The sequence below is a fragment of the Curtobacterium sp. ME12 genome, assembly GCF_903970855.1.
Lineage (GTDB): Bacteria > Actinomycetota > Actinomycetes > Actinomycetales > Microbacteriaceae > Curtobacterium > Curtobacterium poinsettiae_A.
This window is the reverse complement of the sequence record NZ_CAJCKD010000010.1, coordinates 44,951-59,814: the sequence shown is the minus strand read 5'-3', so window position 1 is coordinate 59,814 and position 14,864 is coordinate 44,951. Positions and strand designations below refer to the sequence as shown.

Annotated in this window: 14 protein-coding genes; 8 read left to right on the top strand and 6 right to left on the bottom strand. The window is 71.6% G+C overall.

What is annotated here, in order from left to right:
* Positions 1 to 111 precede the first annotated feature (111 nt).
* Complete coding sequence (locus H7A73_RS07170) at positions 112 to 1,539, bottom strand: MATE family efflux transporter (RefSeq protein WP_182065311.1); 1,428 nt, start codon at positions 1,537 to 1,539, stop codon at positions 112 to 114.
* A 249-nt stretch (positions 1,540 to 1,788) separates the two neighbouring features.
* On the bottom strand, positions 1,789 to 2,226 hold the full coding sequence (locus H7A73_RS07165) for a MarR family winged helix-turn-helix transcriptional regulator (RefSeq protein ID WP_182065310.1): 438 nt from the start codon (positions 2,224 to 2,226) through the stop codon (positions 1,789 to 1,791).
* A gap of 190 nt (positions 2,227 to 2,416) precedes the next feature.
* On the opposite strand from H7A73_RS07165, the gene nadE reads away from it, so the two are divergent.
* Positions 2,417 to 3,244, top strand: coding sequence for an ammonia-dependent NAD(+) synthetase (gene nadE, locus H7A73_RS07160; protein WP_182065309.1), 828 nt, complete (start codon positions 2,417 to 2,419; stop codon positions 3,242 to 3,244).
* A 178-nt stretch (positions 3,245 to 3,422) separates the two neighbouring features.
* Positions 3,423 to 4,880: an SPFH domain-containing protein gene (locus H7A73_RS07155; RefSeq protein WP_182065308.1), complete on the top strand. Its 1,458-nt coding sequence runs from the start codon at positions 3,423 to 3,425 to the stop codon at positions 4,878 to 4,880.
* Between the two features lie 34 nt (positions 4,881 to 4,914).
* Here H7A73_RS07155 and H7A73_RS07150 read toward each other — a convergent pair whose 3' ends face one another.
* Positions 4,915 to 5,304: a hypothetical protein gene (locus H7A73_RS07150; RefSeq protein WP_182065307.1), complete on the bottom strand. Its 390-nt coding sequence runs from the start codon at positions 5,302 to 5,304 to the stop codon at positions 4,915 to 4,917.
* A gap of 71 nt (positions 5,305 to 5,375) precedes the next feature.
* Entirely contained in the window at positions 5,376 to 6,326 is a 951-nt protein-coding gene (locus H7A73_RS07145) for a phosphotransferase family protein (protein ID WP_182065306.1), read from the bottom strand.
* Between the two features lie 168 nt (positions 6,327 to 6,494).
* Here H7A73_RS07145 and H7A73_RS07140 point away from each other — a divergent pair, with 168 nt between their 5' ends.
* Positions 6,495 to 8,555 (top strand): MDR family MFS transporter, encoded by a 2,061-nt coding sequence (locus H7A73_RS07140; RefSeq protein ID WP_182065305.1) that lies wholly within the window; start codon positions 6,495 to 6,497, stop codon positions 8,553 to 8,555.
* Between the two features lie 77 nt (positions 8,556 to 8,632).
* Positions 8,633 to 9,226 carry a TetR/AcrR family transcriptional regulator gene (locus H7A73_RS07135; RefSeq protein WP_182065304.1) on the top strand — a complete coding sequence of 198 codons (594 nt, stop codon included), beginning with the start codon at positions 8,633 to 8,635 and terminating at the stop codon, positions 9,224 to 9,226.
* Between the two features lie 242 nt (positions 9,227 to 9,468).
* Here the strand turns inward: H7A73_RS07135 and H7A73_RS07130 are convergent, their stop codons facing one another.
* Both H7A73_RS07130 and H7A73_RS07125 read right to left on the bottom strand, forming a co-directional pair.
* On the bottom strand, positions 9,469 to 9,744 hold the full coding sequence (locus H7A73_RS07130) for a GlsB/YeaQ/YmgE family stress response membrane protein (RefSeq protein ID WP_182065303.1): 276 nt from the start codon (positions 9,742 to 9,744) through the stop codon (positions 9,469 to 9,471).
* 103 nt (positions 9,745 to 9,847) lie between these two features.
* Complete coding sequence (locus H7A73_RS07125) at positions 9,848 to 10,117, bottom strand: glutaredoxin family protein (RefSeq protein ID WP_182065302.1); 270 nt, start codon at positions 10,115 to 10,117, stop codon at positions 9,848 to 9,850.
* Between the two features lie 74 nt (positions 10,118 to 10,191).
* Between H7A73_RS07125 and H7A73_RS07120 the strand changes: the two genes are divergently transcribed.
* From H7A73_RS07120 to H7A73_RS07105, 4 genes are read left to right on the top strand one after another with little or no spacing between them, the layout of a single operon-like run.
* Positions 10,192 to 11,157: a PrsW family intramembrane metalloprotease gene (locus H7A73_RS07120; RefSeq protein ID WP_182065301.1), complete on the top strand. Its 966-nt coding sequence runs from the start codon at positions 10,192 to 10,194 to the stop codon at positions 11,155 to 11,157.
* Between the two features lie 42 nt (positions 11,158 to 11,199).
* Positions 11,200 to 12,891, top strand: coding sequence for an adenosylhomocysteinase (locus H7A73_RS07115; protein WP_182065300.1), 1,692 nt, complete (start codon positions 11,200 to 11,202; stop codon positions 12,889 to 12,891).
* The gene (locus tag H7A73_RS07110) at positions 12,888 to 14,291 is read left to right on the top strand and encodes an amidohydrolase family protein (protein ID WP_182065299.1); all 1,404 of its coding nucleotides are present in this window, start codon (positions 12,888 to 12,890) and stop codon (positions 14,289 to 14,291) included. Before H7A73_RS07115 ends, H7A73_RS07110 begins: the two co-directional genes overlap by 4 nt.
* Positions 14,288 to 14,806: a cupin domain-containing protein gene (locus H7A73_RS07105; protein ID WP_259362762.1), complete on the top strand. Its 519-nt coding sequence runs from the start codon at positions 14,288 to 14,290 to the stop codon at positions 14,804 to 14,806. Before H7A73_RS07110 ends, H7A73_RS07105 begins: the two co-directional genes overlap by 4 nt.
* Positions 14,807 to 14,864: the final 58 nt, after the last annotated feature.

Below are 14,864 nucleotides of genomic sequence, written 5' to 3'. Positions count from 1 at the left end.
AAGCGCGCGCGGCGCACGGAACGCGTCCACGGGACGGACGGGAGGCCCGGTGCCGGACCGGCACCGGGCCTCCCGTCCGCACGTGGTCCCTGACGCCGGGGGCGACGCGCCTCACGCCACGGGGGCGGCCTCCGGCTCGGCGTCGGCGCGCGCCGGGCTGCCCTCGGCCAGGCCTCGGGCGATGCGGCCCCGCGTCGCCAGCCAGAGGACGACGGCGGCGATGAACACGATGCCCTCGGTGACGGTGAGTGCCCAGATGATCCCGGCGAGCCCGAACCACACGTTGCCGGCGATCACGATCGGGATGAACAGCACACCCTGCGCCATCGACAGCACCATCGCGGGCATGACCATCCCGGTCGCCTGGAACAGCGAGGTGAGCAGTCCCGTGAACCCGTTGACGACGGCGGCGACGAGCTGTGCCGTCAGGATCGTCATGCCGATCGCGAGCACCGAGTGGTCACCGGAGAAGATCGTGAAGACCTGCTCGCGGAACACGAACACGGTGCCGGAGAAGACGAGCACGATGCCGCTGACGGTCAGGGCCGCGGCGCGCAGTCCGGAGCGCAGTCGGACGGCGTCACCCGCTCCGAACGCGTAGGCCAGCAGCGGCAGCACGCCGACGGTCACCCCCATCACCAGGAACTCCGGCACCTGGGCGATGCGGACCGCGACGCCCATCGCCGCCAGTGGATCGTCACCGTAGGCAGCGGCGAGGTTGTTGAGGACGAGTGTCGTGACGATGAGGAACGCGGACTGCAGCAGCTCGCCGACGCCGATGCCGAACACGGGCTTCAGGATGTCCGCACGCAGGGTGAACCACTTCGGCGCGAAGCTGACGTTCTCGCTGTTCCGCTGCAGCCAGGTGACCCAGTAGACGATCGAGACCACGTTGGCCAGGCCCACCGCCAGTGCGGCGCCGCCGACGCCCCAGTGCAGCCCCAGGATGAACAGGACGTCGAACACCAGGTTGCCGACCGTGGACAGGACCAGGCCGATCATCGCCTGCCGAGCGGCGCCCTCGGAGCGGACGATCTGCTCGAGCGCGAAGGACGCGGCGAGGACGGGGACGAACGCGAGCATCACGGCGACGTACTCGCTCGTGGCGGGGACCGCTGCCGCGTCGGCACCGAGGACGGCGACGAGCGGGCGGAGCAGCAGGAGTCCGACGACGCCGAGCACGGCACCGGTCACGACCGCTCCCCACAGCGCGAACGAGGCGACGTGCTTGATGTCCCGTGCCTTGTCGGGGTCGTGTTCCGATGCGCCGAGCAACCGGGACATCAAGGCGCTGCCGCCGACGCCGAACACCCCGCCCACGGCCATCACCAATCCGAGCAGCGGCGTGCCGAAGGTGATCGCGGCGAGCAGGGACGTGTCGTGCTGGGCGCCGATGAAGCCCGCGTTGATGACGTTGTACAGGGCGCTGACGACCATCGCGGCGGCCATCGGCACGCACAGGTGCACCAGGGCTCGAGCGATCGGGGCAGCGGAGAGGTACCAGCGGTTCGTCGCCGCAGCGGTGGTGGTGGTGGACATGACGGTTCCCTTCCGGGCATGGCGGTGGGCGCGCCGACGGACGCCGGCACGGCAGGGGGGAGCGCGCGACCGACGGGGTCGCGGGGTCGTGGGATCGCGAAGGCGCGGGGTCGCGGGGTCGCGGGGTCGCTGGGTCGCGAGGGCGCGCCGGCGGATCCGGCCGGGAGGCGCGTGGTGCATGGAGCGGGTCGGTGCGGTGGCGCGGGTGGAGCGGGTCGGTGCGGTGGCGCTGGTGGTGCGGTGGTCCGACTAGCGGGTCGGCGGCGCGAGTTCCGCGGTCACCTTCTGCAGCAGTCGCCGCAGGGTGGCGCGTTCGTCCGCGTCGAGTGGTGCGAGCAGGGAGTCGTCGAGGGCGACCATCGCGTCGGTGAACCCGGCGATGAGGTCGATGCCCGCCTGGGTGGCGTGCACCGTCTTCGTCCGCCCGTTCATGGCGTCCGGTCGTCGTTCGATCAGGCCACGCCGCTCGAGCCCCTGCAGGAGACTCGAGACGCTGGCCGCGCTGGTCCGTGTGGCCTCGGCGATGTCCCGCTGGATGGCGCCGGGGTGTTCCTGCAGGTACCCGAGCACGAACGACTGTTCGTGGGTGAGGTCGCGCTCACGGACCCACTCCTCGGCGCCCTTGCGCTGCGCCCATCCGATCCACCGCATGAGCTGGAGCGGTGTCGTGAAGTCCGGTGCCTGCATGATCAGGACTCTAACTGTTAGCCATCGAACTGTCAACGATCCCGGTCCGAGCGGTGACCGGATCGGGTTCGGGGGTCGCCGGTTCCCGTGGTGATGGGGTCACCGCCGCTCCGGGACCTCCCGGTCGATCCGATGGACGTCTTCGGGAACCCGCCGGTCCACGGAGCCGGATCGGCGCGATACTGGGGTGGTGCGTGAACTCCAAGCCGCCATCGCAGCGGACCTCAACGTCCAGCCGACCATCGACCCGGAGCAGGAGGTCGCCCGTCGTGTCGGGTTCCTGCGCGACTACCTGCTGACGACCGGGGCGAAGGGGTACCTCCTGGCCATCAGCGGCGGGCAGGACTCCACCCTGGCCGGCCGCCTGACCCAGCTCGCGGTCGAGTCGCTCCGCGCCGAGGGGCACCCGGCCGAGTTCACGACCGTCCGCATGCCCTACCGCGTGCAGGCCGACGAGGACGACGCCCAGCTCGCCCTGCAGTTCATCGCGGCCGACCCGGGCATCACCGTGAACATCGAGCACGGGGTCGACGGGGTCATGGAGGACACCGCGGCCTCGGGCGTCGAGCTGAGCGATTTCGTGAAGGGCAACGTCAAGGCGCGCATGCGCATGGTCGCCCAGTACGCGGTCGCCGGGCAGCGCGGCCTGCTGGTGGTCGGCACGGACCACGCGGCCGAAGCCGTCACGGGCTTCTTCACCAAGTACGGCGACGGCGGCGTCGACCTCACCCCGCTCACCGGGCTGTCGAAGAGCCAGGGGCGGCAGCTGCTCGAGCACCTCGGCGCACCGGCCCGCCTGTACGAGAAGGCGCCCACCGCTGACCTGCTCGACGAGCTGCCCGGGCAGACCGACGAGGCGAACCTCGGACTCACCTACGCCGAGATCGACGCGTACCTGCAGGGCCACGACGTGCCGGTCGAGGTCGCCGAGGCAATCGAGTCGCGCTACCGCGCGACCGAGCACAAGCGTCAGGTCCCGGCGACGCCCTTCGACGACTGGTGGCGTGCGGCTGCGTAGACGCTGACGCGACCCCGGACGGGAGGCGCGGTGCAGGAGGTCCTGCACCGCGCCTCCCGTCTGTTCTCCCCAACGCCTCCCCGCACGCTCCGGCTGTCGACGTTCGCTCCTAGGATGGGAGTCAACGGAAACAACAGATGCGGAATCCAGGCTGGCGCCTGGTCCTCAAGGGGGAGTCATGGAAGTCCTGTTCGCGCTCGGAGCCGTCCCGCTGATCATCGTGGGGCTCATCGTCCTCGCCGTGATCGCGCTGATCTACGCCAAGGTCGTGTACCGCAACGCCGGTGCCGACGAAGCGCTCATCATCACCGGCAAGCGCTCCCGCAAGGTCAAGAACGCCGACGGCACCGAGACGGTCGAGTCCGGCATCAAGGTCGTGCTCGGCGCCGGCGTGCTCGTCCGCCCCTTCTTCGAGAAGGTCGCGAAGCTGTCGCTCAGCTCGCGTGCGATCGACATCAACGTCAACGCGCAGGACTCCCGCGGTGTCACCATCGACGTCGAGGCCGTCGCGCTCGTCAAGGTCGGCGAGACCGATGCCTCGATCCGGGCGGCCGCACAGCGGTTCCTCGGGCAGGAGAAGAAGATCGACGACTTCGCGCGCGAGGTCCTGTCCGGTTCGCTCCGCGCCTCGATCGGTGCGACCGACGTGTCGACCATCATCCGCAAGCGCGACCAGCTCACCGTCGCCGTGCTCGACGTCGCGAAGGATGCCCTGCACAGCCAGGGGCTCGACGTCGACTCGTTCGAGATCAAGGGCATCTCGGACCGCAACGAGTACATCAGCGACCTCGGCCGTGCGGAGCGTGCACGCGTGCGACTCGAGGCCGAGAACGCCGAGGCCCAGGCCGATCGTGAGGCTCGAGAAGCCCGCGCGACCGCAGACCAGGCGATCGCCGAGGCCGAGAACACCCTCGCCATCCGTCGTGCCGCGCTGCAACTCGACGCCGACCGCGCCTCCGCAGAAGCCGCTGCCGCCGGCCCGCTCGCCCAGGCTCGTGCGGCGCAGGGCGTCGTCGAGCAGGAGCAGATCACCGCGCAGAAGCGTGCCGAACTGCGTCGTGCCGAGCTCGAGTCCGAGGTCTCCGCCGTTGCCGAGGCGCAAGCGCGCAAGACCCGCGTCGAGGCCGAAGCGGCCGCTGGAGCCCAGGTCGAGACCGCACGCGCCCAGGCCGAGGCCCGCCGGATCTCCGCCGAGGCCGTCGCGGCCGAGGCGAAGGCCGAGGCGGACGCCCGCAAGCTCGCGGCCGACGCGTCACGCGCCGAGGGTGAAGCCGCCGCCGACGCGATCCGTGCGAAGGGACAGGCCGAGGCCGATGCGACCAAGGCGCAGGCCGACGCGCTCGCGCAGCACTCCGAGGCCGTCCTGCGGGTCAAGGCCATCGAGACGCTGCCGAGCATCGCCCGCGAACTCGCCGCTCCGATGAGCAACATCGACACGCTCACCGTGGTGTCCTCCGACGGTGCCGGGGCGCTGTCGAAGAGTGTCGTCAGTCAGTTCAGCGAGGTCGATGCGTTGCTCGGTGCCACCGCCGGGTTCACCCTGAGCGACATCGTGAAGAGCACCGCGACGGGTCAGGCGGCTGCCCGTGCCGTCGTGCGCGAGCAGTCGGTGCCACAGGTCGAGCCGGCCGAGTAACCGAGCGGGTGCCTGCAGCGGGCGCGACGGGGGATCAGCCCTCGTCGCGCCCGTTGCCGTTCTGCGGGTCGCGCTGCGGAACGCCGGCGTCCTCACGCTCGTCCGCGAGTCGCTGCTGCCAGACGACGCTGCGGGCCGCGCCCTCGAGGACGTCGTCGACGCTGCGGCCGCTCTTGGCCGCGAGGGCGCCGCTGAGTCCGGCGGTCAGGGTGCCGCCTGCCGAGGCGAGGCGCTCGACGACCTCTTCCTGCCGCGGGGTCAGGGGCTCGTCGACCAGGTCGTCGATCGTGTCGCGGATGTTCTGCTCGCTCGCGTCCAGTGCCGCCTCGTCACCGGACTGCAGGGCTGCTGCCTCACCGACGACGACGAGACCGAGGCGCGCGGCGTCGTCTTCGGGACGCGGGGTGCGGTGCTCATCAGTCATGCGGTGGACCGTACGCTCCGGTGCGCTGCGCTCCCTGGACAGACGCGTCCCCCGCTCGGGCGGGCATGCTGTCAGTCGGCCCAGCGCCGGAGCAGCCACTCGGCGGCCGCCACACCCTCGCGCCGCTGGAAGTCGCGGATCGTGGGCATGTTCGGCGGCGCCGGCGGCAGGGCGTGCTCGAAGAACAGCCCGGCGAGCCCGGCCAGCACGGCGTCGATCGTGTCGGCCGGTACCTCGGCGAACACCGGGTGCGTGGCGAGGTGACGCTCGACGTCTGCGTCCTCGCCGCGGACGAGCGTGTCGAGCAGGTAGGTCAGCGGGTCGAGCCAGTGCGCGCCCACGCTCGCCCAGGGCCAGTCGACCACCCAGACGAGCCCCGCGTCGTCGATGAGCAGGTTGTCCGCTCGACAGTCGGCGTGCACGAGGTGGTCGCCGTCGACGAGCGCTGCTGCCCCGGAAGCCGCGCGCGCGATCGCGGTGCCGGCGTCGAGGACGTGGGGCGGGACGACCTCTGCGACGCGAGCGGCGTCCGCGTCGTCGGCCAGCATCCGGTCCCAGGCGCCGAACTCGCCGCGCAGGTCCTCGGCGATGCGGGGGAGCGTCACCAGCCCACCGGTCGCGGGTGGCAGCGTGTGGAGCGCGTCGAGCACGGCCGCCGTGTCCGATCCGTCGAGGTGCCGGCCCGGGTGCTGGCCCGCGACGTCGTCGAGCACGAGCGCGACCCAGTCGTCGCCGTCGACCGTGGTGTGCAGCGCGTCAAGCAGCTGCGGCGCCTGCACGGTCGTCGGCAGTTGTGCCATGACCGCGGCTTCGCGACGATGCAATTCGAGCGCGTCCTCGTTGCGCGAGCGCGACACCGTCTTCACGAAGGCTCGTCGTCCCGCCGCGGTCGTCACCCGGTCGGCGCTGCCGGGAGACCACCCGCTCGCCTGGGACTCGGCGGTCACGACCGGACCGCCCAGCACCCACGCCACCCGCTGCCGCAGCGACGTCGGTACGTCGGTCCAGGTGGTTCGCCCCATGCGCCGACGCTACCTGAGAACCCGTACACGAACATGCATGCTCAGCAACTTTGCGTTGGCGGCAAAGGTGCTTGCGGTGTAAAGTTGCAGAGCCTGCAAGGTTGACACCCGTTCGGGGTCCCGGCAGGCCGACGACCACCACGCCACATCCCCTGTGAGGAACCCCGCATGTCCACTGCCACCGCACCCGTCGAGGTGTCGCGCGGACGACAGGACTCCCCGGCGAGCACGCCGGGCAAGCCGATCATGTCGCACCGCCAGATCCTGCTCGTCATCTACGGCCTGATGGCGGGCATGTTCCTGTCGTCCCTCGACCAGACCATCGTCGGCACGGCGATCCGCACAATCGGTGACGACCTGCACGGCCTCGACCAGCAGGCCTGGGTCACGACGGCCTACCTGATCGCGTCGACCATCACCACGCCGATCTACGGCAAGCTCTCCGACGTCTTCGGCCGTCGCCCGCTCTACATCTTCGGCATCGCGGTCTTCATCCTCGGGTCGCTGCTCTCGACCCTGTCGACGTCGATGACCATGCTCGCTGCCTTCCGCGCGTTCCAGGGCATCGGTGCCGGTGCGCTGATGTCGCTGCCGCTCGCGATCATGGGCGACATCCTCGCGCCCCGCGAACGTGCGAAGTACCAGGGCTACTTCCTGGCGGTCTTCGGCATCTCGTCCGTGATCGGCCCGCTGATCGGCGGCCTGTTCGCCGGTGCGAGCTCGATCGTCGGCATCACCGGCTGGCGCTGGGTGTTCCTGATCAACGTGCCGATCGGCGTCGCCGCGCTCCTCATGGTGATCGCGTTCCTGCACCTGCCGAAGTTCGGCGAGGCCAAGGCCAAGCCGCGCATCGACTGGTGGGGCGCGACCTCGGTCATCGTCACGCTCGCGCCGCTGCTCCTCGTCGCGGAGCAGGGCCGCACGTGGGGCTGGGGGTCGGCCAGCGCGATCGCCTGCTACGTCATCGGTGCGCTCGGCCTCGTCGCCTTCCTGGTGATCGAGACCCGCATGCAGGACGACGCGATCATCCCGCTCAAGCTCTTCCGCTCGAGCACGTTCTCGATGGCGACCATCCTGGGCTTCCTGGTCGGCTTCGCGATGTTCGGCGCGATGCTCACCATCCCGCTGTACCTGCAGATCGTCACCGGCCTGACGCCGACCGAGTCCGGCTTCGCGACGCTGCCGATGATCGGTGGCCTGATGATCGCCTCGATCGCTTCGGGGCAGATCGTGGCCCGCACCGGCCGGTACCGGATCTTCCCGGTGATCGGCACGGCCCTGGTGTCGCTCGGTTACGTCGTCCTGACGTTCATGACGATCGACAAGCCGCTGTGGTTCCTGATGATCGGCATGTTCCTCATCGGCCTCGGGCTCGGCCAGCTCATGCAGAGCATCACCCTGGCCTCCCAGAACTCGGTGCAGCCGCGTGACATGGGCGTCGCCACGTCGTCCGCCACGTTCTTCCGCCAGATCGGTGGCACGCTCGGCACCGCTGTCCTGCTGTCCGTCCTGTTCTCGCTCATGCCGACGAACATCCTGCACGCCACGGCGGACGAGTCGAACCTCAAGCCCGCCCTCAGCGCAGCGCTCGACCCGGAGGTCGCCGGTGCGAAGGCGAACCAGGGCGTCATGGACCAGATCTGGGACCCGATCGTCACCCCGCTCCAGCAGCAGGTGCAGTCCGGTCTCGACACCGCCACCGACCAGGTGACCCAGGCCACCGCCGGGGCTCCCGACGCCGTGCGGCAGCAGGCGCTCACCGCCGCCGCCGACAAGGCGCACGCCAGCGTGCAGGACGGCCGGCTCGTCGTCGACTGGTCGGACTCGGGGCAGCGCAGGTACTGGGTGGACCAGCTCGCACCGGAGCTGTCGAAGCAGATCGACGAGGGCGCGAACGACCCGAGCGACTCGAACGCCGAGACGAGCGACACGTCGTACCTGAACGGTGCGGACGCCGCCCTGACCCGGCCGTTCATGTCCGGGTTCAACGCCTCGGCCGTGACCGTCTACTGGGTCGGCTTCGCGGTGATCCTGCTCGCGTTCGTCCTGAGCTTCTTCTTCAAGGCGCCGCCGCTCCGCAAGAGCTCGGCCCTGCAGGAGCAGGCGGACGACGCCGGCACCGCCGACGACCTCGAGGCGCAGGCCGTGCGGGCCGCGGACACGATGGGCTCGCCCACCGCCCCGGTCACCGGTTCGATCCCCGTCCAGGGCGGTCGGTCGCAGGTCTGAGTCACGCCGGGCCTCCCCGTCACACGACGCGGAGGCCCGGCGTCGCACGGACCCGAGAACAGGACGGAGCGCAGCACGTGCACCAGCCCACCACCGCCGAGGACCTCGTCGCGACCGACTGCGGACTGCGGGAACGCAAGAAGCAGCAGACCCGGTCCGCCATCCATCGGTCGGCACTCGCACTGGTCACCGACCGCGGGCTCGCCGGGGTGACGGTCGAGCAGATCTGCGCGGACGCCGGCGTCTCCCCGCGGACGTTCTTCAACTACTTCCCGTCGAAGGCCGAAGCGGCGCTCGGACTGCCGGCGACGACGGTCCCGGACACGGCGCGTGCAGCGTTCCTCGGATCCACCGCTCCGCTCGTGTCGGACCTCTGCGACCTCGTCGCGCAGACGGTCACCCCGCCGCAGGACCGGCGGCGCATGAAGGAGCTCGTCCAGGCCCGCCCCGAGATGGTCCCGGCGATGATGCAGTGGATGGCGCACGCGCGCCAGACCGTGCTGGCGGTCGCCGCCGAGCGCGTCGACGAGGACACCGCACGGACCGCGACCACTCTCGTGATGGCGGCTGTGATCGAGTCGGCCCACCGATCGGCGGACGGCTCCCGCGACGAGCTCGCGGCGCGGCTTCGTGCGGTCGTCGCCGAGATGGGGCGGCTCGCCACCGCCTGACCAGCGTGACCATCGCGTCGCCCCCGGCGCGGGGCGACCACGGCCTGGAGGCGCGGTGCGGGTCCGGCCCGCACCGCGCCTCCAGGCCGTTGCTGGCGACACGACCCGGTCGCAGCCCGCAGCCCGCAGCCCGCAGCCCGCAGCGCGCACTCGGCCCGCACACGCAAAGTCACCCCGGACCGCGTAGGAACGCGGTTCGGGGTGACTGTGGTCGTTCGCCGGTCAGACCGGCAGCGTCGTGCCTAGCGGCGCGAGCCGCGGCCCGCGACGCGGGTGTAGATGAACAGCACGATGATCGCGCCGATGATCGAACCGATGATGCCGGCCGGCTGGAAGAAGCCGTCGTTCCCGTCGTGGTTGAAGATCAGGTATCCGAGGAACCCGCCCACGAACGACCCGACGATGCCGAGGACGATGGTCATCAGGATGCCGATGTTCTGCTTGCCGGGGATGACCAGCCGGGCGAGAGCGCCGGCGATGAGTCCGATGATGATCAAGCTGATGATGAGACCGAGCACGGTGTCCTCCTCGTAGGTGCGGTTGCCGCGGCATGGTTGCCGGAGTCAGGGCCGACCTCCGAGGAAACTCCGGGCTTCCTGGGAAGACTGTCGGGTTCGCCGATCAGACGACGCCGGAGGCCTCGAGCTCGGCCCGCAGCTCGGCGTCCGACGGCTCGACGAAGTGCTTGCCGTTGGGCAGCACCACGACGGGGATGTTCTTCCGGCCGCTGATGGCCTCGGCACGGTCGGCCGCGGACAGGTCCTGCTCCACGTCGACGTACTCGTAGTCCACGCCGAGGGTGTCGAGCAGCGCCTTGGACCGACGGCAGTCGCGGCACCAGTCGGCGCCGAACATGGTCACGCGGTCGGGGGCATTCGTCGCATCGCTCATGTGCAGAGAGTACGTCGGAGCGCCCCGGGGCATTCCCGTGACACCCCTCGCCCTGCCCGGAGCACGATGAGCCCATGAGCCTGCCCTGGGACACGCCCGTCGCACACCCCCACCACCGCCACGGCTGGTGGTGGAAGACGCTGCTCGTCGGTTTCCTGCTGTGGGTCGTCACGATCATCGTCACGGTGTCGACGCAGAACACGAACCTCGTGCCGACGATCATCCTGCTCGGCAGCTTCCTCGTGCCGTTCACCGTCGTGCTGTTCGTGATCGAGCGGGTCACCGGCACGGTCAGCACCATGCAGCTCGTCACGGCGTTCTTCGTGGGCGGGATCCTCGGGGTGCTCGGGGCGTCACTGCTCGAGGCCGACCTGGAGCAGGGAGCGGGGCTGTACCTGGTCGTCGGGTTCGTCGAGGAGTTCGTGAAGGGCGTCCTGCTCGTCGTCGTGGGGTGGCGCGTCCGCCCGAAGACGGCGAGGCAGGGTGCGCTGCTCGGCGCGACGATCGGTGCCGGGTTCGCCGCGTTCGAGTCCGCCGGCTACGCCTTCAACGCGGCGATCACGGCCCGGGGGATCGACCTGGCGTCGCTCCTGCAGACCGAGGTGGTCCGCGCGGTGCTCGCGCCGGTCGGGCACGTGCTGTGGACCGCGATCCTCGGTGCGGTGCTGTTCGGCGCCGCCACCGGACGCGCTCGCTTCCGCTGGTCGTGGCCGCCGATCGTGGCGTACGTGGTCGTCTCGGTGCTGCACGGGCTGTGGGACGCGAACGGCACGATCGCCACGCTGATCGCGTTCGTCGTGTCCGGGGTCCCGTTCTCGGCCGCGCAGTCCGGCATGGTGCCGGCGGCGGTCGGCGGGATCGTGACGACCGTCTACGTGATCGGGCTCGCGATCGTGAGCGTCATCGGCGTCGCCGTGCTGGTCGGGGTGCTCCGGCACCACCGCGGACGCACGCAGGCCCTGTCGGCACCCGTCGGGTGGGACGGAACGCAGGCACCCGCCGGCTGGGACGGGACACCCGGACCCGACCGCCTGCGCTGACCCGCGCCGGAGCGCCGCTGCCGCTCGCCCTACGATTGGCACATGCCGCCAGCACCCGACCCCGCGACGCTGGCCTGGGCCTCGGCGGCCGTGCGGCGCTTCGCCACGGCGACGAACCTGCTCGTCGCCGCCCGCCGGTTCCGCATCGTCGGCGGTGACCCCCGGGACGCCGCGGCGCTGCGGCACCTGCTGACCGCACTCGGCGCGCACGAAGCCGAGCAGCCGTCCGACCTCGTCGACCAACTCTGGTGCCTCGGCACCCCCGACGAATCGACCCCTGCGGTCGAGCAGGCCGCCGACCGCCCGCGCGGTGCGACCCTGATCGTCATCGACGCCGGCCGACACCTGCCCGCCGTCGACGAGGACGCCTTCGGCCCCGTCGCACCCGCCCGCCCCGGCGTGCTCGCCGTCCCGATGCTGTCCGACGACGTCTTCCTGGTGTCCACCGGCCGCGACCCCGAGGACGACCCCGCAGCGGACGCCCGCCTGCGCTGGGCACGACGGTCGATGCCGGTCGCCCGGTCGGTCGCCGCGGAACTCCGCGACGGCGGGCTCCTGCGCGGCACACGCATCGGCGTCGCGATGTTCCTCGAGCCCAAGACGGCGGTGCTGAGCCTGCTGCTCCGTGACGCCGGTGCCGAGGTCGTCGTCTACGCCCACGCCGACGAGACCGACGACGCCGTCGCCGACGCACTGCGGTCCGCCGGACTGACGGTCTTCGCGAGCAGCACGGCGACGCTCCCCGAGCAGAAGCAGCTGGCCCTCGCGATGCTCGCCACCGCGCCGCACATCCTGCTCGACGACGGCTCGCACGTCATCCGGCTCGCCCACCAGGAGCGCCCCGACCTGCTGCCGACGATGCTCGGGGCCGCCGAGGAGACCACGAGCGGCCTGCGGCCCCTGCGTGTACTGGCAGCGCGCGGCGAGCTCGGCATCCCGGTGATCGCGGTGAACGACGCCCGCACCAAGACGTTCTTCGACAACCGGTACGGCACCGGGCAGTCGACGGTGTTCGCGGTGCTCGACCTGGTCGACGGGCTCGCGTCCGGCACACACCGCGTTGTCTCGGGAGGCGCGGCGGTCGTCGCCGGGTTCGGGCACGTCGGCGAGGGGGTCGCCCTGGTGCTCACCGCCCTCGGGTTCCGGGTGACGGTCGCCGAGACCGACCCGGTCCGCGCCCTGCAGGCGCGGTTCGCCGGGTACACCGTGGCCCCGCTCGTCGAGGCGGTGCGGGACGCCGACCTCGTCATGAGCGCCACCGGGGTGCCGGACACCATCGACCTCGACGTGCTCCGTGCCTGCCCGGACGGCGCGGTCCTCGCCGTCGCCGGCGGGGTCGACCAGGAGATCGCCATCGACGACGCCATCGCCGCCGGGGTCCGGCGGCGGGACGTGGGCCCGAAGGCCGAGCGGTTCGTGTTCCCCGGGGCCGACGGCGGGCCGATCGTGCTCGACGACGGCGGCTGCATCAACATCACCGCGGCCGAGGGCAACCCGGTCGAGATCATGGACCTGTCGTTCGCCGTGCAGCTCGGCGCCGTCCGGATGCTCCTGGAACGCGGCGACGAGCTGGAGCGTGCCGTCGTGCCGATCGACCCCGCGGTCGACGACGTCACCGCCCGCGCGGCGCTCGCCGCCTTCGGAACGCATGTCGGGCCTCCCATCCTTCCCCCTGAACACCCCGCGGACCGCGAGCCGGACGTCCGGACGCACCGTTTCGGAGACCCGGCGTGAGCGCCCGACCGCACCCGGTCACGGTGCACTCGGCGCGCGTCGTGGTCCCGATGACGGCGCCACCGATCGCCGACGGCGCGGTCGCCGTGCAGGACGGCCGGATCCTGCACGTCGGCGACCGGTCGTGGGTGATCGACCAGCTCACCGGGTCCGGCGCTGCCTTCACCGAGCGGCAGTGGCGTGGCGCGCTCCTGCCCGGACTCGTGAACGCGCACTCGCACCTGCAGTACACCGGGATGGCCGGTGTCGGCCGGCGCCAGTACGACGGGTTCGAGGACTGGGCCGCAGCGTTCAACGTCGACTACGCCGAGCCGCACGACTGGCGGGCCGAAGCCGCGGACGGTGCACGTGCGTCGATCCTGGCCGGCGTGACGAGCATCGCGGACATCGTCACCGACATCGAGGCCTCGACCGCGCTGCAGGACGCCGGGCTCGGCGGCATCGCGTACTGGGAGGTGATGGACTGGGAGAACGACGCCTGGCAGTCGCACGGTCGCGACCAGGTGCTGGACGAACTCGACCGGATCCCCACGACACCCGGTGCGGGCCTGTCGCCGCACGCGCCGTACTCGCTCGAGGTCGCCCCGCTGCTGGAGCTGCCCGACATCGTGCGGCAGCGCGGCCTGCGGCTGCACCTGCACCTCGGTGAAGCGGCGTTCGAGGGTGAGCGCACCGCCCTCGGTCCGGTCCCCGGGCTCGACGGGGTCGACGGCGTCGGCCACGGGAACGACTGGCACCTGGCGAACGTGCCGTCGTTCCGCGCGCTGCGAGCGCTGGGCTTCGGTGCGAGCGCGACCGCGTTCGTCGACCGCCTCGGCGTGCTCGGGCCGGACTGCCACATCGCCCACGGCGTGTACATGACCGCCGCCGACCGGGCGCTCCTGCGCGCCCGCGGCACGGCGGTGGCGCTGTGCCCGCGATCCAACGGCGTCATCGGCCTCGACCCGCCGCCCGTCGCCGACTACCTGCGCGAGGGGAGCCCGATCGCCATCGGCACCGACTCCCTGTCCTCGTCGCCGTCCCTCGACCTGATGGCCGACGTCACCGCGCTGCACCGGATCGCCCGCGCCCAGGGCTACGGGCACCGCGACCTGCACGAGCGACTGCTCGCCGCGGCGACCCTCGGTGGTGCGCACGCGATGGGGCTGGCCGTCGGACCGGACCGCATCGGGCACCTCGCCGTCGGGGCGCGCGCCGACCTGGCGGTGTTCGACGTCGACGCCCGCACGGTGCCGGACGCGCTCGCCGAGCTCGTCGAGGACGGCGCCGGGCGGGCGGCCGCCACCGTGATCCGCGGGGTCGTCCGCGCCGCGGCGGGCGTCGTCACCGAACCGGCCGCACCGGCAGCACCGTCCACGGCGGTCGCTCCGCCGCCAGTCCCTTCCCAGGAGGAACGATGACCGAGTCCGCACCCCACCCCGGCATGGCCGCACGCCGAACCGTCACCGGTGAGCTGATCGAGTGGCTCGACGTGCCGAAGCGCGCGATCGCCCTCGGCATGGAACCGCACCCCGAGGGCGGCTGGTACGTCCGCACCTGGACCTCGCCGGCGACGGTCACCACCCCCGCGGGGGAACGTCCCGCCGCCACCCTGATCCACTTCCTGCTGCCCCCGGGCGAGGCCTCCGCCTGGCACCGGGTCACGAGCGACGAGATCTGGATGTGGCACGGGCCGGACACCGTCGACCTGCAGCTCGGCGGCGACGGCGACGTCCCCGAAGCCGGTGCGACGATCACCCTCGGCCCGGACGCCGGCCGCGACCGCGTGAACGACGCGCAGGCGTTCGTGCGCGGCGGCGTGTGGCAGCGGACGATCCCGGGCGACGGCGAGGTGCTGCTGAGCTGCCTGGTGTCGCCGGGCTTCTCGTTCGACGACTTCACGATGGCCGACGACGGGGACGCTGCCGCCGAGTAGCACCGTGACACGGTTTCGCGTTGGTATCCCACCGCGAAGTACACTTCGACCTGCCCCC

Excerpts from the sequence above, each read along its gene's own strand:
- H7A73_RS07115 (WP_182065300.1), top strand. The coding sequence starts at position 11,200 with ATGCCGCCAGCACCCGACCCCGCGACGCTGGCCTGGGCCTCGGCGGCC.
- H7A73_RS07165 (WP_182065310.1), bottom strand. The coding sequence starts at position 2,226 with ATGCAGGCACCGGACTTCACGACACCGCTCCAGCTCATGCGGTGGATC.
- H7A73_RS07155 (WP_182065308.1), top strand. The coding sequence starts at position 3,423 with ATGGAAGTCCTGTTCGCGCTCGGAGCCGTCCCGCTGATCATCGTGGGG.
- H7A73_RS07145 (WP_182065306.1), bottom strand. The coding sequence starts at position 6,326 with ATGGGGCGAACCACCTGGACCGACGTACCGACGTCGCTGCGGCAGCGG.
- H7A73_RS07140 (WP_182065305.1), top strand. The coding sequence starts at position 6,495 with ATGTCCACTGCCACCGCACCCGTCGAGGTGTCGCGCGGACGACAGGAC.
- H7A73_RS07125 (WP_182065302.1), bottom strand. The coding sequence starts at position 10,117 with ATGAGCGATGCGACGAATGCCCCCGACCGCGTGACCATGTTCGGCGCC.
- H7A73_RS07150 (WP_182065307.1), bottom strand. The coding sequence starts at position 5,304 with ATGACTGATGAGCACCGCACCCCGCGTCCCGAAGACGACGCCGCGCGC.
- H7A73_RS07170 (WP_182065311.1), bottom strand. The coding sequence starts at position 1,539 with ATGTCCACCACCACCACCGCTGCGGCGACGAACCGCTGGTACCTCTCC.
- H7A73_RS07120 (WP_182065301.1), top strand. The coding sequence starts at position 10,192 with ATGAGCCTGCCCTGGGACACGCCCGTCGCACACCCCCACCACCGCCAC.
- H7A73_RS07105 (WP_259362762.1), top strand. The coding sequence starts at position 14,288 with ATGACCGAGTCCGCACCCCACCCCGGCATGGCCGCACGCCGAACCGTC.